Here is a 22,710-nt window from a genome sequence, read left to right as displayed (position 1 = left end):
CAGGAATTTCTCCCGGTATATGCCACGTCAAGGGGGGTGTGCCGGTCGGCCGGCGCCAGCGTACCGCCGGTGTACACCGTTCGTACGACGTGAGTTCGTCCCACGTACGACACGGGTTCGGCGCGGGGTCGGGGCGGGGTCGGGGCGGGATCGACGCGGGATCGACGCGGATTCGGACGCCGTATTTCGGAGGGCCGCCCGGTCGGCCACGAGTACCGTTCCGTCGCGTGACAGCAGACCTCGATCATGACCTGGTCGACCAAGAACTCGTCGACGCGGCGACCCGGCTCGTCGTGGCCCGTGCCAAGGGCGACGACCACACCGTGGCCTGCGCCGCCCGTGACCGTGACGGCCGGATCGTCACCGGTCTGAACGTGTACCACTTCACCGGTGGCCCCTGCGCCGAGCTGGTCACCATCGGCGCGGCGGCGGCCGTCGGCGCGTACGACCTGGTCACCGTCGTGGCCGTCGGGAGCGACGGGCGGGGCGTGCTGCCGCCCTGCGGGCGCTGCCGACAGGTGCTGCTGGACTACTTTCCGCGGGTCGAGGTGGTCGTGCCGACGGAGGACGGTCCCCGGACCGTGCCGGTACGGGAACTGCTGCCGTACGCGTACGAGGTCGCCGAGAACAACTCTCCGAGCTCCGAGACAGAGGATCCCGCATGATGCACGCCGACGAGGTGCCGACCGACGTGGACCTCGTGCGCCGGCTGCTCGCCGCACAGTTCCCGCACTGGGCAGGGCTCTCCGTCGAGCACTTCCCCTCCGGCGGCACCGTCAACGCCGTGTACCGGCTCGGCGACGAGATGGCCGTACGGCTCCCCCGTATCGAGGGCGGCGTGGCCGACATCGCGAAGGAGCACCAGTGGCTGCCGTGGCTCGCCCCGCACTTGCCGGTGCCCATCCCCACCGTCCTCGGCCTGGGCACCCCCGCCGAGGGCTACCCCTGGCCCTGGTCGGTCAACCGCTGGCTCGACGGGCCGCACCCGGAGACCGGCCGGCTCGCCGCACCCGGGCCGCTGGCGACGGACCTGGCCGGCTTCGTCACCGCACTGCGCCGGCTCGACATCACGGACGCGCCGCGCGCCTATCGGAGCGGGCCGCTGTCCGAGGACGACGACCCGACCCGCGCCGCCCTCTCCGAGCTGCGCGAACTGGGCGGGATCGTCGACACCGACACGGCGACGGCGGCGTGGGACGCCGACCTGCGCGCACCCGACTGGGACGGCCCGCCCGTCTGGGTCCACTCCGACCTGATGCCGGGCAATCTGCTGGTCGACGCCGGACGGCTCAGCGGCGTCATCGACTTCGGCACGACGGGGGTGGGCGACCCCGCCTCCGACCTGATCCCCGCCTGGAACCTTCTCCCGGCCGGTGTACGGGACGGCTTCCGCACCGCCCTGGACGCCGACGACGCGACGTGGGCGCGGGGTCGCGGCCGGGCCCTGTCGATGGCGCTGATCCAGCTCCCGTACTACCTGCACACGAACCCGTCGATGGCGGCCAACGCACGCCATGTGATCCGTGAGGTGCTGGCCGACCACCGCGACCGCCGCCGGGAGTAGGGCGGTCGGGGCCGGGGAGGGAGGCCCGCCGGGGCCCTGGGGGGAGGCGCTCAGAACGGCAGTTCGGCGCTGTGCAGGACATGCAGCCGGGACACGGCCCTCGTCAGCACCACGTACAGCCGGTGCGCGCCGCGTCGTTCCGATGCCGCGATCGTGGCCGGTTCGACGGCCACGACGTGGTCGTATTCGAGGCCCTTGGCGAGCGATGCGGGCAACAGCGTGACGCGGGCGCCCAGTTCGCCGGGGAGCCCGGGTGCCAGCCCCGCCCCGGTCAGCGCCTCGCGCAGGCGCGCCGTGTCGGTGTCGGCGGCGATGACGGCGACCGACCCCTCGTACGGCAGCGCCGCACGGACCGCGCCGACCACGGCCGCGCCCATCCCCGCCGGATCCCGCACCTTCTCGATCCGCAGGTCGCCGTCCGCGCGCAGGGACGTGGCGGGCTGGACGTCGACCCCCAGGGTGCCGAGCAGCCGGTTCGTCAGCGCCACGATCGCGCCCGGGACGCGGAATCCGACGGTCAGTTGAGCCACCGGGGCATCGGGCGCGCCCAGCTGCGCGAGGTGCTCCCGCCAGCCGCGGGCGGCCCACGGGGTGGTGCCCTGCGCCAGATCGCCGAGTACGGTCAGCGAGCCGAATCCGGCACGGCGGGCGATGGCGCGGCACTGCATCGGGGAGAGGTCCTGGGCCTCGTCCACCACGATGTGGCCGTAGCTCTCCCGGCGTTCGAGAAGCCCGGCCACCTCGTCCAGGAGGAGCAGATCGGCCGCCGACCACGGGGCCGTACGCGCGGAACGGCGCCGGGCCCACGCCAGCGCGCGCCGCTCGTCCGCGTCGAGGATGCCGTCGGCCGGACCGGCCGGATCGGACAGAAGCTCCGCGACGACCTCCTCCGGGCTCACCTTCGGCCAGACCTCGTCCACGAAGGCGGACACCGGCCGGGCGCGGGAGATCTTCTGGAACCAGGCGTTGTTCGTCACCCCCGAGCGCCGTTCGGCCTGCCGCTGGATCAGCTGTACGGCGCGGGTGCGGACGCGCTCACGGCCGATCGCGTACGGCGGAGCCTCCTCCCGTACGTCCGCGACGATCCGCGCCAGCTCCGCCGCCGGCACCCGCCATCGGTACGAACCGTCGGGCACCTCAAGGGAGTTGACGGGAGTACGCACCCGCCCGTACAGCGCGCGGCGCAGCACGGCCGCCATCCGCACGTCGTGTTTGACGAGGGCGGTGGCGGCGTCGTCCTCGGCCCGGACCGGGTGGCGGGCGACCTCGTCCTCGATCGTGGACTGGCGGACACCCGTCTCGCCGAGGGAGGGCAGCACCTCGGCGATGTAGGAGAGGAAGGTGCGGTTCGGCCCGAGGATGAGCAGTCCGCCGCGCTTGATCCGGTCGGGGTGGGTGTAGAGGAGGTACGCGGCGCGGTGGAGGCCGACAGCGGTCTTGCCGGTGCCGGGGGCGCCCTGGACGCAGACGGACACGGCGACCTCGTCGCGTACGAGATCGTCCTGCTCGGGCTGGATGGTGGCGACGATGTCGCGCATCGGGCCGACGCGGGGGCGCTCGATCTCACCGGCGAGGATCGCGCCGGGGGCCGCGTTTCCGCGTACGGTGCCGGGCCCCGCCTGCCGGAGGACTTCGTCCTCCAGGCCCGTCAGGTCCTCCGACAGCCCTTTGCTCCACGGCGCCCAGCCGAACCGGCGCCGGACGGCGACGCCCTGCGGGTCGGCGGCGCGGGCCTGGTAGAACGCCCGCGAGACGGGGGCGCGCCAGTCGATCACGAGGGGCGGGGACGCGGGGTGTTCGCTGACGCGGATACGGCCGATGTGGTAGCTCTGCCCGGCGTGATCGCCGGCGCCGTGGCCCCCGCCGCCACCGTGAGCGCCGCCATGACCGCCACCGTGAGCGCCACCGTGAGCGCCGCCATGAGCGCCGCCGCCATCCTCCGTCCCGAAGTCCAGCCGCCCGAAGAACAGCGGGCCTTCCGGTAGTTCGGCCAACTCCTTGGCGTGGCTGCGGAACTGGTGGCCGAGAACTTCCGCGTCCGCCCCTGAGGCGGAGACGTCCGCGCCGGTGGCGACCCGTTCGCCGGCTCCGTCGATCATGCTCTTCAGGGCCGTACGGCAGATGTCGTGGTAGGTCCGCTCTTCGCCGAGCGCATGGCTCAGCCCATGGTCGAGTGACGTCATTCCATCGAGAATAACGCAACCGAGTAAAGTTTGATACCGAGAATCAGTTGCTGGGCACGAGTCCGTCCCGCAGCTGACCGAACCCCAGCTCCGCCGCCACCACCGCGTCCGCGTACACCTGGCCGGCGCTCTCGCCGGCCGCGATCCGCCGCCAGTTCTGCTCGGCGAGCACCCGCTGCACGGCGACGATCTGCCCGGCCGCGAGCCGCGCGGCCACCCCCGCCAACGCGCCATCCAGCGCACCGGCCAACGCACCGGCCAGCGCGGCCTCCGACCGGCCCTGGTACGCGTACGCCCGCGCGACCAGCGACGGAGTCCCGTACAGCAGACCATGGAAGGCCAGCACACTCGGATCGTCGTTGAGCCCGGTCACCGGGTCCCGGCGGGCCAGCCCGTCGGCGAAGTGCGCGTGCAGCGCGTCCAGCGCGGAGCCCGCCCCGCGTACACCGGTCACCACGCGCGCCGCCTCGTCCTCGTGGTCGGCGAAGCGGTGCAGGACCAGGTCCTCCTTGGTGGGGAAGTAGCGGAAGAGCGTCGGCTTCGAGACCTCGGCGGCGGCGGCGACCTCGGCCACCGACACCTTCTCGAAACCCCTCGCCATGAAGAGCCCGATCGCCGTTTCGGACAGGCGCTCGTACGTCTGCCGCTTCTTGCGCTCGCGCAGACCGTCCGCGCCGCCCTCCGTCGTCTCGCTCATGGGGATGAAGAGTACGCAGCGGGCCGGAGCGCCGGCTCCCGTCGGCTACTTCTCGCGCTGGCGCGCCCGCCGCGCCGCCGCCGGGGTCTCGGCCGGGACCGCCAGCTCTCCTTCGGCCAGGCCGTTCATGAACCGCAGGAAGGTCTCGCGGTCGGCGTCGGAGAACCCCTCCAGCGCCTGCCGGTGCACGTCGTCGACGATCTCCTGGCTCCGTACGGCGAGCCGGGCGCCCCCGTCCGTGACCGCGATGATCCGCGCGCGCCGGTCCGTGCTCGACGGCTTGCGCTCGGCGAGCCCGGCCTTCTCCAGGGCGTCCACCGTGACGACCATCGTGGTCTTGTCCATGTCGCCGATCTCGGCGAGCTGGATCTGGGTGCGCTCCTCCTCCAGGGCGTGCACGAGGACGCAGTGCATACGCGCGGTGAGCCCGATCTCGGCGAGCGCGGCCGACATGCGGGTGCGCAGGACGTGGCTGGTGTGGTCGAGGAGGTAGGAGAGGTCCGGTTCCGTGCGGGTGGGCGTCATGGCGGTCATGCTCACCAGCGTAACAATTCGGTCTGTGACGGATTATCCGGAAGACTCCAATCAGAATCCGAGAGAGATAGTCTGCAACGGGACTATCCGCTAAGGTCTTTCCTGTCGCCATCGAGGCGATCCATCGACAGGAGAGACCCATGTCCGAGTCAGCCACCGCCGCGGAAACAGGCACAGGCATCCGCATCGGCACGCCGCCCCCTCCCCCGCCCCTCTCCTCCCGCGCCCGCGCGCTCGCCCTCGGCGTCCTCGCGTCCGGCATGCTGATGATCGTTCTCGACGGCTCCATCGTCACCGTCGCGATGCCCGCCATCCAGGACGACCTCGGCTTCACCCCCGCCGGACTGAGCTGGGTCGTGAACGCGTACTTGATCGCGTTCGGCAGCCTGCTGCTCCTCGCCGGGCGGCTCGGCGACCTGCTGGGGCGCAAGCGCGTGTTCCTCGCGGGTACGGGTGTGTTCACCGCCGCCTCGCTCCTGGCGGGTCTCGCGACCTCCCCCGCCGTACTGATCGGGGCGCGCTTCCTGCAAGGCGTCGGCAGCGCGATGGCGGCGGCGGTCAGCCTCGGCATCCTCATCACGCTCTTCACCGAGCCGGTGGAACGGGCCAAGGCCATCGCCGTCTTCAGTTTCACCGGCGCGGCCGGGGCGTCCATCGGCCAAGTGGCGGGCGGGCTTCTCACCGACGCGATGAGCTGGCACTGGATCTTCTTCATCAACCTGCCGATCGGGCTCGCCGCCCTCGCGCTCGCCGCCCGCGTCCTGCCCGGCGACAGACGCACCGACGTCGGCACCGGCATCGGCACGAGCACCGGCAAGCGCACCGGAACGGGCAAGGGCACGAGCACGGTCACACGCGGCCTCGCCGCCGGCGCCGACGTCATCGGCGCGCTGCTCATCACGGCCGGTCTGATGCTGGGCATCTACACCGTCGTCAAGGTCGAGCAGTACGGCTGGGTTTCGGCGCACACCCTGGGTCTCGGAGCCCTCGCGGTCGCCCTGACCGGCGCGTTCGTCGCCCGCCAGGCGACCGCCGCGAGCCCGCTCATGCCCCTGCGGATCTTCCGTTCGCGCGCAGTCGTCGGAGCCAACGCCGTCCAGATGCTGATGGTCGCCGCGCTGTTCTCGTTCCAGATCATCCTGGCGCTGCACCTCCAGCGGGTGCTCGGCTACAGCGCAGGCGAGACGGGCCTCGCGATGCTGCCCGCCGCGATCGTCATCGGCGCCGTGTCACTGGGCGTCTCCGCCCGGCTGAACGCCCGCTTCGGCGAGCGCAACGTCCTGCTGACCGGCCTCCTGCCGCTGATCACGCTTCTCGTACTGCTCACCCGGATACCCGCCGACGCGGACTACGCGACCGACGTACTGCCCCTGATGCTTCTCGCCGCCGGGTTCGGGCTGGCCCTTCCGGCGCTGACGTCGCTCGGTATGTCCGACGCGGGGGAAGAGGACGCGGGGCTCGCCTCCGGGCTCTTCAACACGACGCAGCAGATCGGGATGGCGGTGGGCGTCGCCGTCCTGTCGACGCTGGCCGCCTCGCGGAGCGAGCGCCTGCTGACGGACGGCGCGAGCGAGGCCGAGGCGCTGACCGCCGGCTACCACCTGGCCTTCGGCGTCGGGGCCGGACTGCTCGTGACCGCGTTCGTGGTGGCGTACGCGGTGGTCAGGCCTCGTACTCGGTGAGGTCGATGCTGTGGATGTTCAGCGCGAAGCCGTACCGCGGGTGCTTCGTCTCCCGGTCGAGGACCATGTCCAGCTTGCGGAGCACGTTCTCGGACTCGTCGTTGCCCATCCGGTTCACGGCGACGACCCGCTCCAGGCCCCGGTCCTGGAGGGCGAACTCCAGCACCGCCTGGGCGGCCTCGGAGGCGTAACCCTGGCCCCAGAACTGCGCGCCGAGCCGCCAGCCGATCTCCACGTCGGGCAGCACCTCCGGCAGATACCCGGGTACGGAGAGGCCCACGACGCCGATCAGTTCGCCCGAGGCGAGCAGTTCGACGGCGAAGAGCCCGAAGCCCTCCTCGTCCCACTCCTCCTCCCAGCGCTCGATGTCCTCGGCCGTCTCGTCCAGGTCTCGGACCGAGCCGTCGCCGATCCAGCGCATGACCTGCGGGTCCGAGTTGATCTCCGCCATGGCGGCGAGGTCGTCGTCGGTCCAGCGGCGGAGGAGGAGGCGGGGCGTGCGGATCTCGGTCATGCGCCCATCCTCTCAGGGGTGGTGGTCAGGGGTGCACGACGGCGTAGTCGACGGCACGCCAGGCGGCGCGGTAGGCGTCGTGCGTACCGCCGTCGTGCGTACCGCCGTCGTGCGTACCGCCGTCACGGGGGCCTCCGCCGCGGGGGCCTCCGCCGCCCGTGGCTCCCGTCGTCCAGATCCGTACGGTCTCGGCCCGCGCGGTCTCCGCCTCGCCGGCCGAGTCCAGCGGCTGCCAGCCCGGATCCCCCGTCGCGGCGAAGTCCGCCCACGCCCGGATCATGCGACGCGACAGTTCGTGGTCCTCGGCCGACGGCGGGCCGCCGATGAGGAAGGCGAGTTCGGGGACGTCGAGGGTGCCGAAGACGAAGGGGACGTCGGCGCAGTGCCAGGCGTGTACGACTCCGCTCTCGGTGACGCGCCGCCTGGCGAAGCGGGAGAGATACGTCCCGCGGCCCGCGCGGGCGTGCCGCTCGGCGAGGCGGCTGCTGTACTCGGCGAAGGACATGTCGCCGTGGATCGCGAGAAACACGTCGAGCACCGGGGCGTCGGGCATCAGCGCCCGATAGGCCGGTACGAGATCGTCGGGCAGCCCGAAGTCCCTTGCGAACGCGTCGAGTTGATCGTCCGTCGTGATCTTCTTGCTGCTGCCGACCGCGTCCATCAGCCAGTACTCCTCCGTCGTGTGGCAGACGAGGAGGCAGACGTCGGCGCGGGCCGCCGCGTCGACGGCGAGGGGGTCGGCGGGCAGCACGTCGCCGTCGGCGACCGGGCCGTACAGCACCGGGTCGTAGTGGCGGGCCCCCGCCACCGGGTCCTCGCGCAGCCGGGCGACGACCTGGTCGGAGGCGTGGACCAGGTCGTACGGGGAGGCCGCCGTCAACCCCCGCGCCGTGGCCGGGACTCCGGCGGCGTCCGCCACCAGGCGCGTGGTGTCGGCGGCGAGTCGAGGGGAGAAGACCGGGCCGACCACGCTGTGGGCGATGGCGCGGTGGAACAGTCCGCGCGCCCGCTCCATCACCGTGAGGCACGCGGCGGACGCGGCTCCCGCCGACTGCCCGGCGACGGTGACGTTGGCGGGGTCGCCCCCGAAGGCCGCGATGTTGTCGCGCACCCACTCCAGGGCGGCGATCTGGTCGAGCAGACCACGGTTGTCGGGGCAGGCGGGATCCGGGACATGGCCGAACCCCTCGAAGCCGATCCGGTAGTTGAGGGTCACGACGAGCAGCCCGGCGCGGACCAGCGCCGTACCGTCGAAGTCGGGCTGGGCCGACGAGCCGAAGGTGTACGCGCCGCCGTGGATCCAGACGAGCACGGGCCGCCGTCCCGCCGCGTTCCCGTCCGTCCAGACGTTGAGGTTGAGTACGTCCTCGTCGCCGGGTGACCACGTGGGCGCACCCGGAAGCTCCGCCGACTGCGGGGAGATCGGTCCGAAGGCGACGCACTCCCGCACGCCCTGCCACGCGGGCGCGGGCCGGGGGGCCTTGAAGCGGTTGGCCCCGAACGGCGGTGCGGCGTACGGGATACCGAGCACCGCGACGACATCGGAGGCGCTCCGACGCCCCCGTACCTGCCCGTTCACCGTCAGAAAGAGATCCACGCCCGCACTGTAGGCCCTAGGCCGTGTCCGCCCCGCCCACGCCACTGTCCCCGCCGCGCTCCCGTACCAGCACCTCGATGCCGTCCAGGACGCGTTCGAGTCCGAAGGTGAACTCGTGGTCCGGGCTCTCCGGTTCGTCCGGGATCTCCATCACCCCGGAGGCCAGCATCTCCGCGACGGACGGGTAGCGCGCGGGGTCGGCCAGCTTCTGGATCGTGCGCCCGTACCCGGCGAGCACGACGTCCGCCGGTCTGCCGCTCGCCGTCACGGCTGCCGCCAGGTCGGCCATGAGCGTCGCCTCGTGCCGTACATAGCCGTTGACCATCAGGATCACGGACAGCTTCTCGCCCCAGTCGAGCCGCGTCCCCTCCAGCGCCACCAGCCCCGACTCCCACCAGGCCACCATCCGGGGCGTGGCGGGCGGGCTGGAGACGGGGATACGGAGCGCCCACAGGTTCTCGTAGAAGATCCGGCGCATCGCCCACGCCCATTCCGCCATCGCCGTACGCCAGTCGGTGCCGGGCGCGGGAGGCGCCGGCGGGTCGCCGATGATCGCCTCCTGCATCAGCACGTACAGCTCGTCCTTGGCCGCCACGTACCGGTAGAGCGACATCGGCGAGACGCCGAGCTTCTTGGCGATCCGGCCCATCGAGACGGCGGGCAGTCCCTCGGTCGTGGCGACGGTGACGGCCGTGTCGACGATCCGCTTCAGGGTGAGGCCGGGCTTGCGGCCCTTGGTGGGGCGTTCGCGCAGGCCCCAGGCGGCCTCGATGCTGGCCGGCAGACCGGTGTCTCCCACGCTGTCGCCGTCACCGTCGCCGTTCTCGTCCGTCACGTCTCCGCCTCCGCCTCCGCCTGTCCACGCTTGACGCCATCCTAGTTATGCGTAACCCTTACACATCAAACGTAGGGCATACGCATAACGGAGGAGCGGCGGCGATGAGCCCCCAGAGACCCGAGGAACCCCCGAAGCCCCCGGAGCGCGGCACCCGCGCGATCAGCGCCATCGGCCTGGAGAAGTCCTACGGGCGTGGAGACGGGCGGGTGAAGGTGCTCGACGGCATCGATCTCACCGTCGAGCGCGGCACGGTCTTCTCCCTGCTCGGCCCCAACGGCGCGGGCAAGACGACCGCCGTACGGATCCTCGCCACCCTCGCCGACGCCGACGGCGGCACGGCCAGGGTCGCGGGCTACGACGTACGCACCCAGCGGCGCCAGGTGCGCCGGGCGATCAGCCTGACCGGCCAGTTCGCCTCGGTCGACGAGAAGCAGACAGGCGAGGAGAACCTGCGCATGATGGCGCGCCTCGGCGGTCTCTCACGCCCGGCGGCCCGCCGCCGCGCCGCCGAACTGCTGGAGCGGTTCGACCTGACGGCCGCGGGGCGGCGGCTCACCGGCATGTACTCGGGCGGTATGCGGCGGCGGCTGGACCTGGCCGCCGGGCTCGTCGGCGAGCCGGAGGTCATCTTCCTGGACGAGCCGACGACCGGGCTCGACCTGCGCAGCCGGCAGGAGTTGTGGCGGGTGGTGCGCGATCTCTCGGCGGGCGGCTCCACGGTCTTCCTCACCACCCAGTATCTGGAGGAGGCCGACCAGTTGTCGGACCGTATCGCGGTGCTCGACGGCGGCCGGCTGGTGGCCGAGGGCACCGCGGCCGAGCTGAAGAACCGCGTTTCCGGGCACCGGCTGGACGTGGTGGTCGCCGACGCGGCGGCGTACGAACGCCTCGCGCCGCTCGCCGTCCAGCGGTCGGCCGGCACGCTCACTCTCGGCCTGCCGACCGACGGCACGGCGACGCGGGTACGGGCGCTGCTGGACGAGATCGACCCGGAACGCCGGGACGTCGTGAGCTTCACCGTGCACAGCGCGTCGCTCGACGACGTGTTCATGGCCCTGACCGGCCGGGCGAAAACCCCCAAGGAGCCGACCCATGTCTGACACGGCGACGATGTCCCCGGCCGACCGCGCGCTGAACAACTCCCTTGTCATGACGGCCCGTTCGATCCGGCTCAGCAGCCGTAACGCCGACGCCGTCTTCACCTCGCTCATGCTGCCGATCATGCTGATGCTGATCTTCGTCTATCTCTTCGGCGGTGCGATCAGCACCGGTACGGGCGAGCCGTACGTCGCCTACGTCGTCCCCGGCGTCCTGCTGCTCTGCGCCGGTTTCGGCTCGTCCGGCACGGCCGTGAGCGTGAACGAGGACATGAAGGGCGGCATCATCGACCGCCTGCGCTCGCTCGACGTCGGGGGCACGTCGATCCTCGCCGGCCATGTCGCTTCGAGCGCGGTCCGCAACATCGTCTCGACGGTCCTGGTCCTCGGCGTCGCGCTCCTGATCGGCTTCCGCCCGGCCCCGACCCTCCCGGCCGCCCTGGCGGCGGCGGGCCTGCTGCTCGCCTTCATCGTGGCGATCTCCTGGCTGGCGGCGGCGGTCGGCCTGCTCACCGGATCGCCGGAGGCGGCGGGGGCGTTCTCGTTCTTCATGATGTTCCTGACGTACCCGAGCAGTACGTTCGCCCCGATCGCCACGATGCCGTCCTGGATCCACGGCTTCGCCTACAACCAGCCGGTCACCCCGGTGATCGAATCCCTCCGCGGCCTCCTCCTGAACCAGCCGGTGGGCACGGACCCGTGGGTGGCACTGGCCTGGTGCGGGGGGATTCTGCTGGTGGCGGTGGGGCTGTCGGGGCGGCTGTTCAGGAACCGTACGGCCTGACGGCGAGTCGGCGTGATGGCGAGTCGGCCTGACGGCCCGAGACTCAGCCGTCCGCCCCGATCAGGTCACCACCCGGCAGATCCAGCGCGAAGTACGGATGGTCGAGGTGTCTGGTCCGCAGCCCCAGCGAGGCGGTGGCGCCGGAGAGCGTCAGGGAGTACGAGTCGACCGCCCTGCGGACGTTGGGCGTGTCGAGGCTCTCGCCCGTGAGCAGCCGGTCCAGGTCGATGTAGGCGGAGCGGACGATCTCCATCCAGCGGTAGAACCGCCAGTCCTCCTCCCAGCCCTTGGTGTACTGCGAGTCCAGCTTCCCGTACCACCGGCGGAACATCCGCTCCCTGGTCTGCGGGCCGTGCGGGGTCAGATGGAGATGCCGTACGAGGTCGTAGAGAGGGTCACCGACCATGGCCATCTCCCAGTCGATGATCGTCAGGCTGTCGCGCGTCTCGTTCCTGATGAGATTCCACGGGTTGAGGTCACCGTGCAGCAGAACTCTCTTGCGGGGCGCGACGAAGGTATGGGTGAGGAGTTCCCTGAGCCGGTTCGCGTTGGGCAGTCCGAGCACCGCGGCGCGGCGCAGCGACTCCCTGGGCAGGTCGGCGACCATGTCGATGAGCCGGCCGCTCAGCCACTGGTAGAAGTCGCCGTGCGCCACGTCGGGACCGAGTCCCTCGGTCGGAACGTCCGTCAGCGCGCACAACTGGTCGACCAGATCGTCCGCCTCGCGCAGGCTGAGCCCGTCGACGGGATGCTCGGGCGGATGCGTGCCGCCGACGGGCCCGACGTAGGAGTGGATGACGAACCGGTCGTCGCCGCCGCTGGTGCCACGAGCCAGGACCTCCGGAGCGCGCACCCTGGGCCGTACGGATTCGAGTGCCTGGAGTACGCGGTGTTCGTCGAGGAAGCCGCGCTCGCGGCGGTTGCCGCCGTCGAGCCTGCGCCGTACCACCACGGTCTCACCGTCACGCCCGGCCCGGACGACGGTGTTGAGGTGTCCGGTGCCCTTGAAGACCTGCTCGGCGCCTGCCGCGCCCTCCGCGGAAAGCGCCAGTGAGACAGCTTCCAGCGGATATCCGCTCCACCGATGGACGTCGTCGTCGGGCTTCCAGGGGACCGCGCCGACGGAGTACGGCGCCCGGCCCTCCCGGCCCGGCTGCGACGCTTCCCAGCGGCGGAGGGCCTTGCTGATCTCCGCGGCCCGCGCGACGCGGCCGAGCCGCAGCGGGCGGCGGGCCAGTTCGAGCGCGGCCTGTACGGCTTCGGTGGCCTTCTTGAGGCCCCCGGGCTCGGAGTCGGGACCCAGCGACTGGGCCGCCCGGATCACATCCGGATAGACGGACTGCGCGCGCTCGAAATCCAGGTAGTGGAGAAGGTCCGTCTCCAGACCGTTCGCGGCCTGCGGGCGGGTGTCCGCCACGGCCCGCGCCCAGGCTTCCTTGACGTCGTCCCACTGCTGAGCCGGATAGCGCATCCGTACGAGATGGGTGGCGAGGTCGTGCAGCGGATCCCCGTAGGAGGCGAGCTCCCAGTCGACGCAGATCAACGGAGTCGTGGACGGGGAGTCGCGGAGAATCAGGTTGTCGCGGTGCAGGTCCGTGTGCAGGAGACCGAACGGCCGCGCGGCCATCACGGGGACTCGCTCGGCGAAGCCGCTCAGGGCTTGCTCGGGCACCCCGAGGGTGGCGAACAGACCGCCGAACGCGGGCCAGTTGGGGCGACGCACCTGCTGGTCCGTCAGCACCGCGAGGGTCCGCAAAAAGGAGCGGCTCGCGCCGTCCCGCGGCCAGGACGCGGGCAGCTCCGGCAGATCCCGGCGGCGAACGGCCGTCATCTCCGCCAGCAGGCCGGCGACCGCCCGGAGCAGACCGTCGTCCAGAAGCCGGCCGTCGGAGGAGACCGCCGAGAGCGGGACGCCCTCCACATAGGTGTGCACCGCGAACTCGCCCAGCGTGGCGAGGCATTCGGGGACGTACGCCAGACGGCCTCTGAGGGACCGGAGAATCTCCGGCTCGTCCGGCCAGGTGCGCGGCACCACGGGCAGCGCGGCCGGATTTCTGCGCCGCAGCATGACCTTCGTTCCGGGTTCCAGACCCAGGGAGGCCGCCACTTCCTCGGTCGGCGCCACCAGATAGTTGTCGTTGTGATGGCCCCGCTGCCGAACGCCCTTGTTTTGGGCGTACTCCGCGAAGCTCCTGTGCGGTTCCAACGACTCGTTTTCGGACACCTGAACTCTGCACCTCACGGGGGACTGCCCACAGAGGTGGTTCTTGGTGGACGACCGACACACGGTGGGGTGCACATCCTAACCGCCAACCCAGGACGCTCACGGGCCACTTGGATCAGAAACTCCGCCAAGTGAGTGGCCGGTTACTCCGGACGGGGCGACGGTTGACCCAACCGGCGAATTTCCGCCAAGCATCGTCAGGTGCGAGGGGGATCGCGCGAGGGGAACGTGGGGGGAATCGGCGTGGTGCGCGATCGATCCGGCGCGGCGACGGCCGGCTCTCATAGGGCCTCCGGCTCCCGGCCGGCCATGTCCAGTATCGGCTCCAGCGAGGAGACGACGGTGGCCGCGCCCGCGCCCAGGAGCAGGTTCCGCTTGCGCTGGTTACGCGCGTAGCCGACGAAGGCGACGCCCGCTTTTCGGGCCGCCACACAGTCCGCGGGGGTGTCGCCGATCATCAGCGCCCGCCCCGCGGCGACGCCGGTGGAGTCCAGGGCCCGCAGCAGGCAGTCCGGGTCGGGCTTGAGCCGGTGCAGGTCGCGCGTACGGCCGTGGATGTGGTGCCCGAAGCAGTCGAGGAGCCCGCGAGCGGTCAGGTAACGCACCACGACGGGGGCCGAGTTGTTGGTCGTGATGGCCAGCCCCCGCCCGCCCGACCGGAGGGCCCGGATCAGCTCGTCCGCGTACCGGGTGGGCTCCGCCGTATCCGTGGCACGCAGCTCGTGCTCGGTGAGTTCGGCCTCCAGCTCCGCGAGGAACCCGCTGTCCGGAGCGGTGAGAGCGACCGCCCGCAGCACCGCGTGCGGGTCGCCGGAGCGGGCCTCGTCGCGGGTCAGGAGGCTCTCCCGGCCCTGTCGGCGGAGCCAGCTCACCAGATCGGCGGCCACGCCGTCCGCGGGGTATCCGGCGAACAACCCGCAGACGGGGCCATCGAAGTCGAAGAGCACACACGTCGTCGAGTCGAAGAGTTCGCGCAGGTCAGCCACATCGTTCCGTCCGTCGGCAAACAGTCGGTGGTGAGAGTCATGAGTGCGGATACGTTCCGGCACCTTCCCCCTCCCGTACGGGATGTCTTCCACGTGGGCGTCGAGCGAGGTCAGAGCCTCTTCGAGGACCCGTTGCCGGAGCGCGTCCGCGGTCCGCGGACCATGAGGCGGGAGCTTCGGTCGGCTCGGGCGTCGGCGGAACCACACAAGAACGCTACCTCGTGACGCCTGAATACGGCCCCCAACAGCCCCCCATGCCCCGTGACTTGCCGAAGACGACACCCCAACTCATCGTCGCTCGGCGGCGGTTGGCCGTCCGTCGGGCACGCTCACGTCAGCGCTTACGCGGGGCCGGCGCGCGCGGCCGGGAAGGGGGCGTCGTCGGACCCGGAACCGGCAGGCTTTCAGACCAGGTTGAGGTCGGTGGCGATGGTTGTCCACAGGGCGTCGAACCAGGCCCCCGACTGCACGACGAACGCGTGGTCCCGGTTGGCCTGCCCGGCGCCCGCCCCGAACGAGAAGAGCGGCGACTCGTCCCCCAGCGCGTCGTACATCGCGACCGGCTTACGGTTGATCTGCTCCTCGCGCTCCGTGACCCGGTAGTACGCGAACAGCGCCTCCGTGCCGTTGAGGAGATACAGCTTCACCGGAGGGGTGAAGGGCAGCGCCTTGAACTGCACGTCCACGTCGATGCCGTGTGCCGCGCCCAGTCCCCGCAGATGGTCGCTGAGGACCGTGCCGTGCGCGTTGCGCATCTGGAGCCAGCGGTGGTGGACCGGGTCGGCCTCCTCGGGGCCGCTGATCATCCGGGGGAAGGCCAGATCGATGTCCCGGTTGGGCATCAGCACGCGCACCTTGACCGTGGCAGGCGTGGAGTCCCGGGTGTGGATGAGCCTGCGCTGCTCGCCGAAGGCGGCGCTCAGCGACTCCGCGGTGAGGCAGAGGGCGTCTATCCGGACGTCTTCGGCGTCGAAGGCCGCGTCGATCCGGGGGCCGAGCGCGACCGTCGTCTCCCGGGGAGTGCCGTCCGCGGCCTCCGTACGGGAGGAGCGGTCGGCGACGCGGGCCGGCGCTCCTCGGGTGGGCTCGGTGAGCAGCCCCTCCTGCTGGAGCAGCTTCAAGGCCTGCCGCACGACGGTGCGCTGCACCTCGAACTCCTCGACCAGGGCGGCCTGCGTCGGCAAGGCGTCCCCGACGGCGAGTTCGCCGGACTCCATCCGGTCACGGAGAACCTCCGCCACATCCTCCGACGTCGGCTTGTCCGTGCCGTTCAGTGCACTGCGTTCAGAGTTCACACAAGAACGTTACAACTTATGACCATCTCGCGTCAGGCACATGGAGTTGGTTACTTTTTCCGATAACTGGGAACAACTCCATTAGTTGGCAACCAAGTTGAAGAATTTGGCGGAACTACTCGCTCCACTCGTCGCCCGTCCACTGTCGTACGGGCCCGCGCCACGCGCTTCCAGTCGCGTCCCTCACGCCACGTGCCACGCATCCGCACAGCTCTGAGTTCTCCACTCTGCCTGGAGGGGCCGTCATGCCAGTGTTCACCCTTGTACTTGAGCAAGCCGTCCAGCTGAAATACGGCGTCTTAGGGGCGGGAGCGTTCCTCATGCTCACCGGCGGTATCAGGTTCAGAAGCTCCACCTGCGCCGGAATCGGCGCCGTCGTCCTGGCCCTGCTCTTCATGCAGCCGGGCATGAGCTGACCGCGGGTCGGCCCCCACCGGGCCGGCCCGCCGGAAGCCGCATCAGAAAATGTCCGGGCACCACGGCCGGAGGGAGGTGCGGAACAGCGCGTCCGTCCGGGACGCCGCGCGGGGGTCGGGGAGGAAGAAGGGCAGCAGGTCGTCGGGGGCGCGGTAGCCGGTGCGGACCGTGCTGATCCAGTCGATCGAGCAGACGTACCGCCACAGCGCGCGCTCCGCCGCCGGTGTCACGGCGATCGCGTCGACCACCGTCGCCGTGTTGAGCGGCTGCTTGGCATCACCCCACACCTCGTCCGCCCGGTACGTCAGCAGGCCCTGGACCTCGCCCGACGCCTCCCGGTACACCGCGTGGAACGGCTCGACCCACGGCGTGCCGTGCGAGGTCGCCGTTCCCGTGCAGACCTGCCACCAGCGCTCGTTGCGGCTGATCAGGCCGTGCCTGACCGAGCGCAGCCGGTCGTACAGTTCGGGACCCATCTTCCGTACCTCCGCGCCGTCGACCAGGTCGACCCGCCCGCCGTCGTCGGGCTGTCCGGTCCGGCGCGGGTCCAGGCCGGTGCGCGGTACGTCGATCGACCACTCGGTGATCCAGGCGGCCGGGCCGAAGCCGTACCGCCCGTAGATCGGGTACTCCGCCGCGATCAGCGTGGACACGACGTCGCCGCGCTCCTTGGCCTCCGCCAGATCGTCGTTGATCATCCGGCTGAGCAGCCCGCGGCGGCGGTGCGTGGCGGAGACCGTCACGCCGGTGACCGCGTTGGCCGGCAGCCTGGCGCCGCCGACGGCGGTCAGTTCCTGCGGGAAGGTGCGGTACGTCGCCACGCACCGGCCGTCGTCGAACGCGCCCCGCATACGGCTCGGGTCCAGATACGTCCGTCGGTCGTCGAGATCCTTCTCGCTCACTCCGGGCGGCCTGAGGAAGCCGGTGTTCACGGCGCGGAGCCAGTCGGGGAGTTCGGATTCGCTGATCACTCGGACGTCGATGGCCATGCTCCGTACGCTAAACACAGGGGAGGCCAAAAGTCGTGCGGATTTTCCGTCGGCCGCCGACGGGCCGGTGGGACGGGCGCTCAGAACACCGCCCGGACCTCGCCCACCTCCGCGTCGCCCCCCATCAGCGGCGCCCGACCGATCCGGGCCACCACCGGTCCCTCGACCCCCAGCAGCCCCAGCGCCCGCGCCAGCACCGGGCCCAGCGCACGCAGGCCGCCGTCGTCCACCTTGAACGCCAGCGCGCGGCCGTCCGCCAGCGCCACCGCCTGCACGGCCTCCGCGCCCATCTTCGACAGCGCGCCCGGCACCTCGCGCATCAGCCAGGTGTCGGCCCTGCGCGTACCGGCCACGAATTCCGGATGGGCGCGCATCGCGTCCGCGACCCGGCGCTCGGCCGTGCCGGGCCCCGCGAGGACGAAGTGGCGGAAGGCGCGGGCGAGTCCGGTGAGGCCGATGGCCATCAGCGGGGCGCCGCAGCCGTCCGTACCGACCGCCGCGATCCGCTCCCCCGACGCCTCCTCCACGACCTCGGCGACGAGCCGCTGCAACGGATGGGACGGCTCCAGATACGTACCGAGCTGCCAGTCGTTGCGGACGCAGGCCGCCAGCATCGCCGCGTGCTTGCCTGAGCAGTTCATGGTGACCCGGTCCCTGACCCGCCCCGCCGCCAGATACGCCTCGGCCTCGACCCGGTCCAGCGGCAGATCGGCCGGATTCAGCAGATCGTCCGCCGTCAGTCCCGACTCGGAGAGCATCTTCTGTACGAGATCGAGGTGGAAGGCCTCACCGGAATGGCTCGCCGCCGCCAGCGCCAGCCGCTCACCGGACAGTTCGACCCCGGCGCGCAGCACGGCGGCCGCCTGGAGGGGTTTGTTGCTGGAGCGCGGGAAGACCGGCACGTCCACGTCGCCGAGCGCGAACTCCACACTGCCGTCCGCCGCGAGCAGCACCAGCGAGCCGCGGTGCCTGCCCTCCACGAACCCGGACCGCACGACCTCCGCCAGGACCGGCGGCGCGGAACCGGGAACAGCGGGGGGCGCGACGGCGTCGTCGGTCAGGGTCCTGCGAGTCGTCATCATCGGCCTTCCGGGCGGGGACCGCTCCGGAAGGCAGTCATGGCATTACGTGAGCAGGTCGTCTACTTGTGCTTCGCCTTCACGGTACCTGCGCGCGATCTCCGCGCTGCACTCGTCCGCCGTCCGTTGGAGAAGATGCCGCCGCTGCGAAACCTGCTGCTCATGCCTGATCAGCCGGCCCATCGCGGCGTGCAGTTCCTCGTCCGTACGGGCCCCCAGGTCGGAGAGCTCCACCTCGGCGAGCGCTTCGGCGGCCAGCAGCCGGAACTCCTCGTTCCGTGGTGTGGAAAGAGTCACATGCCGGGCCGACGACCGGTGGAGGGACGGAGTGTCCGCCAGGATCTCGGAGAGCCGGTCGACGACCGGAGTCTCGGGCGCGGCCCGCCGCGCCAGTTCAGCCCGCAGGATGTCGATACGGCCCTGGAGAAGTCTGCGCAGATAGCTGAGGTCGGCCTCATCACGCGTCGCGTCCCGGCGCAGTGCCCGCAACTCCGGCAGCCGCAGGGCGTTCTCACCGCCCGGTGCCCGCTGTGCCGGGGGCCGGACCGTCGCCGCACCGGCACCGGCACCCCTGCCGGATGTCGTACTGCCGATGATCGGTACAGGACCGGGCGACTGCCCGGCACCAGATGTGCTCATGCGCGCTTACTTCCCCTCGCTCCGCCTGCGTGCATGGTGCCACTCCTGCACGTGCACCTGCAGGCGATCTGCACCCGTTCGGCCCTGGACGGGCGCACGACGGGCCCTGGATAGGTTGGTCCATATGCGAGCAGTGGTGCAGAGAGTCGACGGCGCGAGCGTCGCCGTGGTGACGGAGTCCGGGACCGAGACGGTCGGCGAGATCGTCGGCGAGGGGCTGTGTGTGCTGGTGGGAGTCACCCACGAGGACACGAAGGAGAAGGCGGCCCAACTGGCCCGCAAACTCTGGACGCTACGGATTCTCGCGGGCGAGAAGTCCTGTTCGGAGGTGAACGCACCCCTCCTGGTGATTTCTCAGTTCACTCTCTACGGGGACGCCCGCAAGGGCCGCCGCCCCACCTGGAACGCGGCGGCGCCGGGAACGCTGGCCGAACCGCTGGTCGACGAGGTCGTGGCGCGGCTGCGCGAACTGGGGGCGACCGTGCAGACGGGCCGGTTCGGAGCGGACATGCGGGTCTCGCTCACGAACCACGGCCCGTTCACGGTGCAGTTGGAGATGTGAGCGCGTACGGAGAGGTGAGCGCGCGCGGAAAGGTGAGCGCGTGCGGAAAGGTGAGCGCGTGCCGTTGCACGCGCGGGGGACGCCGGCTCAGACCTCCACGACCGCTTCCTGCGCCGCCGGCGTGTTCCCCGCCATCAGCGGCGCGTCCAGCGGCACATTGCGCTTGACCAGGGCCAGCGCGATCGGGCCCAGCTCGTGGTGGCGGGCCGATGTCGTGATGAAGCCGAGCTGCCGGCCCTCCTCGCCGTCGGCCGCGAGCCGTACGGGCGTGCCGTGCCCCGGCAGCACCACCTCGCTCCCGTCCAGATGCAGGAAGACCAGCCGACGCGGCGGCTTCCCCAGGTTCTGGACGCGCGCGACCGTCTCCTGGCCCCGGTAGCAGCCCTTCTCCAGATGGACGGCGGTGCCGATCAGGCCCAGCTCGTGCGGGATGGTGCGGTGGTCGGTCTCGAAGTTCAGCCGCGGCCGGTGGCCCTCGACGCGCAGAGCCTCGTACGCGAGGATCCCGGCCGGCGGGCCGCATCGCCGCGCGTACGACTCCAGGTCGGCGCGCGGCAGGAAGATGTCGCGGCCGTACGGGGTCTCCCGTACGGCGGCGCCGTCCGGCGCCTCCGCGATGGACCCGGCCGGAACGTGGACCACGGCGATGTCGTCCGTGCGGTCGGCGACGTCCACGCGGTAGAAGAACTTCATCGACTCCAGATACGCGATCAGCTCCTCCCGCGTGCCCGGCTCGACATGGATCCACACCGTCCCGCCGTCGTCCACGAGATACAGGGCGTGCTCGATGTGGCCGTTCGCGGAGAGGATCAGCGCGTCCGTGGCCTGCCCGGCGGGCAGCTCGCTGACGTGCTGGGTGAGCAGCAGATGGAGCCAGCTCAGCCGGTCATCGCCGGTGACGGTGACCACGCCGTGGTGCGAGAGGTCCACCAGGCCCTTGCCGTTGGCGAGGGCGCGTTGTTCGCGGAACAGATCGCCGTAGTGCGCGGCGACACCTTCGTCCTGTCCTTCGGCGGCCACGGCACCGGGCATGGTGAGGAGCGGGCTGGTCGTTGACTGTCGCTGCATACCGACAAGCGTACGACCCGGCAGGGTCTGTCGTTCGGATCAGGCCGGATCAGTGAGCACCCGCCGCGGCAGCGGCTGATGTCCCGTTGGTGCGTGCGATCGCAAGGCGGAGGAGGGAGGCACGGCGGAGCCATGCCGACCGACGACAACGCGGCGAGCGTGCGTGCCAGGGACCGCGAACCCGGCAAGATCCGAACGACAGACCCTACGAATCGCCGCTCGCCGCGCGGGCGGTGCAGTTCCGGCAGCTGCCGAAGATCGCGAAGTGCTTCATGTCCGTCGTGAAGCCGAACGTGTCGCGCAGCTTGTCCGTGAAGTCGGCGGCGACCGAGACATCCGCCTCGATGACGTTCGTACAGTCGCGGCAGACCAGATGGATGTGGTGGTGCCGGTCCGCGAGGTGATACGTCGGCGCGCCGTGACCCAGGTGCGCGTGGGAGACCAGGCCCAGCTCCTCCAGCAGCTCCAGCGTCCGGTAGACGGTGGAGATGTTGACGCCGGACGCCGTCCTGCGTACTTCGACCAGAATGTCGTCCGGCGTCGCGTGTTCCAGGGTGTCGACGGCTTCGAGGACAAGCTGGCGCTGCGGGGTCAGGCGGTAGCCGCGCTGCCTCAGGTCGCTCTTCCAGTCGGTGCTCACCACGCACCCAGTGTAGGCAGCGCGGGCCGCGATGGGGCCGGTCCGGCTATTTGAAGAACGCGATGCCGTCGTCAGGGAGATCGCCGAGGTCCTTCGCCCAGGCCGCGACCTGCTCCGGCGAGACGACCTTCTTCAGGTGCGCCGACATGTACGGGCGCAGCGGGACCTCGGGGGTGGACTTCTCGCCCACCCACATCAGGTCGCTGTTGACATAGCCGTAGAGCCGCTTGCCGCCGTTGTACGGGCCGGCGGACGCCGTACGCGCCACCGCGTCCGTGACAAGGTCGATCTGCGGCTTCTGGTCGGCCAGCTCCCCGTACCAGATCTCCACGACGCCCTGGTCGCGGACCATGACGACCTCGACCTTGCGGTCCTTGTCGATGCGCCAGTAGCCGGACTCGGACTCGATGGGCCGGAGCTTCTCGCCGTCGGCGTCCAGCGCCCAGGTGTGCGAGGTGTACTCGACGAAGTCACGGCCGTCGTGGCTGAAGGAGACTTCCTGGCCGAAGTTGGCTTTCTCCTCGCCGGGGAAGTCGAAGACACCCACGCCCTCCCAGTCACCGAGGAGGAAGGCGAGCGGGACAAGGTCCGGGTTGAGGTCGGACGGGATCTCGATCATGAGCAGCTCAGGCGATCTGTAGGGATTCGAGTGGGCGAGGAGCGGGGCGTGGTCAGTTCTGCCCCTGGTACAGCTTCTTCACGACCAGCCCGGCGAAGGCCAGGACGCCCACCACGATCAGGGCCAGCAGGGCGGAGAAGAAGTCCTCAAGCACGGGGTGCTCCTCGAAGAGCGTCGGGGCGTAATGGGCCGGTCCCCAGCCTAATGGGTGGGGACCGGCCGCATCTCTGCGAGGTACGGCCGGTGGGATCGGGCCCGGCGGCCGGCCGTACGGGCGCGCATTACAGTTCGGGACATGGCGAAGAAGCTCGTGATCAAGGTAACCGCAGGCGCCGACGCCCCGGAGCGCTGCTCACAGGCCTTCACGGTGGCGGCGGTCGCCGTGGCCAGCGGCGTGGAGGTGTCCCTCTGGCTGACCGGCGAGTCGGCGTGGTTCGCCCTGCCGGGCCGGGCCGCCACGTTCGAGCTGCCGCACGCCGCGCCGCTGCCGGACCTGATCGAGTCGATCCAGTCGGCGGGCCGGATCACCCTCTGCACGCAGTGCGCGGCGCGGCGGGACATCGCGGAGAAGGACGTGCTGGAGGGTGTGCGGATCGCGGGTGCCCAGGTCTTCGTCAGCGAGGCGATGGCGGACGACGTACAGGCGCTCGTGTACTGACCTGCGTGCCGGCCCTCTGCGCCCGCGGATATCCGGTCGCCGCA

22 protein-coding genes and 1 pseudogene are annotated in these 22,710 nt (G+C 71.0%); 8 read left to right on the top strand and 15 right to left on the bottom strand.

What is annotated here, in order from left to right:
* The first annotated feature begins 227 nt into the window (after positions 1–227).
* Positions 228–665: a cytidine deaminase family protein gene (locus ACIBBB_RS23945; protein ID WP_398985194.1), complete on the top strand. Its 438-nt coding sequence runs from the start codon at positions 228–230 to the stop codon at positions 663–665.
* On the top strand, positions 665–1,564 hold the full coding sequence (locus ACIBBB_RS23940) for an aminoglycoside phosphotransferase family protein (protein WP_398985572.1): 900 nt from the start codon (positions 665–667) through the stop codon (positions 1,562–1,564). Before ACIBBB_RS23945 ends, ACIBBB_RS23940 begins: the two co-directional genes overlap by 1 nt.
* A 50-nt stretch (positions 1,565–1,614) precedes the next feature.
* Here ACIBBB_RS23940 and ACIBBB_RS23935 read toward each other — a convergent pair whose 3' ends face one another.
* From ACIBBB_RS23935 to ACIBBB_RS23925, 3 genes are read right to left on the bottom strand one after another with little or no spacing between them, the layout of a single operon-like run.
* Positions 1,615–3,747: a HelD family protein gene (locus ACIBBB_RS23935; RefSeq protein WP_398985192.1), complete on the bottom strand. Its 2,133-nt coding sequence runs from the start codon at positions 3,745–3,747 to the stop codon at positions 1,615–1,617.
* Between the two features lie 43 nt (positions 3,748–3,790).
* The gene (locus ACIBBB_RS23930) at positions 3,791–4,444 is read right to left on the bottom strand and encodes a TetR/AcrR family transcriptional regulator (protein ID WP_398985190.1); all 654 of its coding nucleotides are present in this window, start codon (positions 4,442–4,444) and stop codon (positions 3,791–3,793) included.
* A gap of 45 nt (positions 4,445–4,489) precedes the next feature.
* Positions 4,490–4,978 (bottom strand): MarR family winged helix-turn-helix transcriptional regulator, encoded by a 489-nt coding sequence (locus ACIBBB_RS23925; protein ID WP_398985188.1) that lies wholly within the window; start codon positions 4,976–4,978, stop codon positions 4,490–4,492.
* Positions 4,979–5,238: 260 nt separating this feature from the next.
* Here ACIBBB_RS23925 and ACIBBB_RS23920 point away from each other — a divergent pair, with 260 nt between their 5' ends.
* A complete protein-coding gene (locus ACIBBB_RS23920) occupies positions 5,239–6,660 on the top strand; it encodes an MFS transporter (RefSeq protein WP_398985570.1) in 1,422 nt (473 codons plus the stop codon).
* Here ACIBBB_RS23920 and ACIBBB_RS23915 read toward each other — a convergent pair.
* The 3 genes from ACIBBB_RS23915 to ACIBBB_RS23905 are packed head-to-tail and all read right to left on the bottom strand — an operon-like array spanning position 6,641 to position 9,606.
* A complete protein-coding gene (locus ACIBBB_RS23915; RefSeq protein ID WP_398985185.1) occupies positions 6,641–7,174 on the bottom strand; it encodes a GNAT family N-acetyltransferase in 534 nt (177 codons plus the stop codon). The genes ACIBBB_RS23920 and ACIBBB_RS23915 overlap by 20 nt on opposite strands.
* Positions 7,175–7,199: 25 nt before the next feature.
* A complete protein-coding gene (locus tag ACIBBB_RS23910; protein WP_398985183.1) occupies positions 7,200–8,771 on the bottom strand; it encodes a carboxylesterase/lipase family protein in 1,572 nt (523 codons plus the stop codon).
* A 16-nt stretch (positions 8,772–8,787) separates the two neighbouring features.
* Positions 8,788–9,606, bottom strand: a complete 819-nt coding sequence (locus ACIBBB_RS23905; protein ID WP_398985181.1) for a TetR/AcrR family transcriptional regulator — start codon at positions 9,604–9,606, stop codon at positions 8,788–8,790.
* A gap of 104 nt (positions 9,607–9,710) precedes the next feature.
* On the opposite strand from ACIBBB_RS23905, the gene ACIBBB_RS23900 reads away from it, so the two are divergent.
* Positions 9,711–10,709 (top strand): ATP-binding cassette domain-containing protein, encoded by a 999-nt coding sequence (locus tag ACIBBB_RS23900; RefSeq protein ID WP_398985179.1) that lies wholly within the window; start codon positions 9,711–9,713, stop codon positions 10,707–10,709.
* On the top strand, positions 10,702–11,490 hold the full coding sequence (locus ACIBBB_RS23895; protein ID WP_398985177.1) for an ABC transporter permease: 789 nt from the start codon (positions 10,702–10,704) through the stop codon (positions 11,488–11,490). The genes ACIBBB_RS23900 and ACIBBB_RS23895 overlap by 8 nt, the downstream gene beginning before the upstream one ends.
* A gap of 43 nt (positions 11,491–11,533) precedes the next feature.
* On the opposite strand, the gene ACIBBB_RS23890 is transcribed toward ACIBBB_RS23895, so the two are convergent.
* The 3 genes from ACIBBB_RS23890 to ACIBBB_RS23880 all read right to left on the bottom strand — a co-directional run bounded on the left by ACIBBB_RS23890 (position 11,534) and on the right by ACIBBB_RS23880 (position 15,995).
* Positions 11,534–13,714, bottom strand: coding sequence for a phosphotransferase family protein (locus tag ACIBBB_RS23890; RefSeq protein ID WP_398985175.1), 2,181 nt, complete (start codon positions 13,712–13,714; stop codon positions 11,534–11,536).
* Positions 13,715–13,995: 281 nt separating this feature from the next.
* Positions 13,996–14,700, bottom strand: coding sequence for an HAD family hydrolase (locus tag ACIBBB_RS23885; protein WP_398985173.1), 705 nt, complete (start codon positions 14,698–14,700; stop codon positions 13,996–13,998).
* A gap of 404 nt (positions 14,701–15,104) precedes the next feature.
* Positions 15,105–15,995 carry a winged helix-turn-helix domain-containing protein gene (locus ACIBBB_RS23880; protein WP_398985171.1) on the bottom strand — a complete coding sequence of 297 codons (891 nt, stop codon included), beginning with the start codon at positions 15,993–15,995 and terminating at the stop codon, positions 15,105–15,107.
* A gap of 245 nt (positions 15,996–16,240) precedes the next feature.
* On the opposite strand from ACIBBB_RS23880, the gene ACIBBB_RS23875 reads away from it, so the two are divergent.
* Positions 16,241–16,411 carry a hypothetical protein gene (locus ACIBBB_RS23875; RefSeq protein ID WP_398985169.1) on the top strand — a complete coding sequence of 57 codons (171 nt, stop codon included), beginning with the start codon at positions 16,241–16,243 and terminating at the stop codon, positions 16,409–16,411.
* Positions 16,412–16,513: 102 nt separating this feature from the next.
* Here ACIBBB_RS23875 and ACIBBB_RS23870 read toward each other — a convergent pair.
* The 3 genes and pseudogenes from ACIBBB_RS23870 to ACIBBB_RS23860 form a co-directional block, all read right to left on the bottom strand.
* Positions 16,514–17,401: pseudogene (locus ACIBBB_RS23870) on the bottom strand (GNAT family N-acetyltransferase); the annotation flags it as partial.
* 80 nt (positions 17,402–17,481) lie between these two features.
* Entirely contained in the window at positions 17,482–18,480 is a 999-nt protein-coding gene (locus ACIBBB_RS23865) for an asparaginase (RefSeq protein WP_398985167.1), read from the bottom strand.
* A 45-nt stretch (positions 18,481–18,525) separates the two neighbouring features.
* Complete coding sequence (locus ACIBBB_RS23860; protein WP_398985165.1) at positions 18,526–19,119, bottom strand: ABC transporter substrate-binding protein; 594 nt, start codon at positions 19,117–19,119, stop codon at positions 18,526–18,528.
* A gap of 124 nt (positions 19,120–19,243) precedes the next feature.
* Between ACIBBB_RS23860 and dtd the strand changes: the two genes are divergently transcribed.
* Positions 19,244–19,681 carry a D-aminoacyl-tRNA deacylase gene (gene dtd / locus ACIBBB_RS23855; RefSeq protein WP_398985163.1) on the top strand — a complete coding sequence of 146 codons (438 nt, stop codon included), beginning with the start codon at positions 19,244–19,246 and terminating at the stop codon, positions 19,679–19,681.
* Positions 19,682–19,768: 87 nt separating this feature from the next.
* Here the strand turns inward: dtd and ACIBBB_RS23850 are convergent, their stop codons facing one another.
* The 3 genes from ACIBBB_RS23850 to ACIBBB_RS23840 all read right to left on the bottom strand — a co-directional run bounded on the left by ACIBBB_RS23850 (position 19,769) and on the right by ACIBBB_RS23840 (position 22,008).
* On the bottom strand, positions 19,769–20,749 hold the full coding sequence (locus ACIBBB_RS23850; RefSeq protein ID WP_398985161.1) for a YgfZ/GcvT domain-containing protein: 981 nt from the start codon (positions 20,747–20,749) through the stop codon (positions 19,769–19,771).
* A gap of 205 nt (positions 20,750–20,954) precedes the next feature.
* Positions 20,955–21,392: a Fur family transcriptional regulator gene (locus ACIBBB_RS23845; RefSeq protein WP_398985159.1), complete on the bottom strand. Its 438-nt coding sequence runs from the start codon at positions 21,390–21,392 to the stop codon at positions 20,955–20,957.
* Between the two features lie 43 nt (positions 21,393–21,435).
* Positions 21,436–22,008 carry an FABP family protein gene (locus tag ACIBBB_RS23840; protein WP_398985157.1) on the bottom strand — a complete coding sequence of 191 codons (573 nt, stop codon included), beginning with the start codon at positions 22,006–22,008 and terminating at the stop codon, positions 21,436–21,438.
* A gap of 295 nt (positions 22,009–22,303) precedes the next feature.
* Here ACIBBB_RS23840 and ACIBBB_RS23835 point away from each other — a divergent pair, with 295 nt between their 5' ends.
* Positions 22,304–22,666 (top strand): DsrE family protein, encoded by a 363-nt coding sequence (locus tag ACIBBB_RS23835; protein WP_398985155.1) that lies wholly within the window; start codon positions 22,304–22,306, stop codon positions 22,664–22,666.
* Positions 22,667–22,710: the final 44 nt, after the last annotated feature.

The sequence above is a fragment of the Streptomyces sp. NPDC051217 genome, assembly GCF_044455465.1.
Classification (GTDB): Bacteria; Actinomycetota; Actinomycetes; order Streptomycetales; family Streptomycetaceae; genus Streptomyces.
Note: the sequence above shows the minus strand (reverse complement) of the source record. Positions and strands in the feature narration are given on the sequence as shown.

Coding starts and splice junctions, on each gene's coding strand:
- ACIBBB_RS23860 (WP_398985165.1), bottom strand. CDS start 19,119: ATGAGCACATCTGGTGCCGGGCAGTCGCCCGGTCCTGTACCGATCATC.
- ACIBBB_RS23920 (WP_398985570.1), top strand. CDS start 5,239: ATGCTGATGATCGTTCTCGACGGCTCCATCGTCACCGTCGCGATGCCC.
- ACIBBB_RS23935 (WP_398985192.1), bottom strand. CDS start 3,747: ATGACGTCACTCGACCATGGGCTGAGCCATGCGCTCGGCGAAGAGCGG.
- ACIBBB_RS23930 (WP_398985190.1), bottom strand. CDS start 4,444: ATGAGCGAGACGACGGAGGGCGGCGCGGACGGTCTGCGCGAGCGCAAG.
- ACIBBB_RS23940 (WP_398985572.1), top strand. CDS start 665: ATGCACGCCGACGAGGTGCCGACCGACGTGGACCTCGTGCGCCGGCTG.
- ACIBBB_RS23835 (WP_398985155.1), top strand. CDS start 22,304: ATGGCGAAGAAGCTCGTGATCAAGGTAACCGCAGGCGCCGACGCCCCG.
- ACIBBB_RS23925 (WP_398985188.1), bottom strand. CDS start 4,978: ATGACCGCCATGACGCCCACCCGCACGGAACCGGACCTCTCCTACCTC.
- ACIBBB_RS23915 (WP_398985185.1), bottom strand. CDS start 7,174: ATGACCGAGATCCGCACGCCCCGCCTCCTCCTCCGCCGCTGGACCGAC.
- ACIBBB_RS23865 (WP_398985167.1), bottom strand. CDS start 18,480: ATGACGACTCGCAGGACCCTGACCGACGACGCCGTCGCGCCCCCCGCT.
- ACIBBB_RS23900 (WP_398985179.1), top strand. CDS start 9,711: ATGAGCCCCCAGAGACCCGAGGAACCCCCGAAGCCCCCGGAGCGCGGC.
- ACIBBB_RS23895 (WP_398985177.1), top strand. CDS start 10,702: ATGTCTGACACGGCGACGATGTCCCCGGCCGACCGCGCGCTGAACAAC.
- dtd (WP_398985163.1), top strand. CDS start 19,244: ATGCGAGCAGTGGTGCAGAGAGTCGACGGCGCGAGCGTCGCCGTGGTG.
- ACIBBB_RS23840 (WP_398985157.1), bottom strand. CDS start 22,008: ATGATCGAGATCCCGTCCGACCTCAACCCGGACCTTGTCCCGCTCGCC.
- ACIBBB_RS23850 (WP_398985161.1), bottom strand. CDS start 20,749: ATGCAGCGACAGTCAACGACCAGCCCGCTCCTCACCATGCCCGGTGCC.
- ACIBBB_RS23875 (WP_398985169.1), top strand. CDS start 16,241: ATGCCAGTGTTCACCCTTGTACTTGAGCAAGCCGTCCAGCTGAAATAC.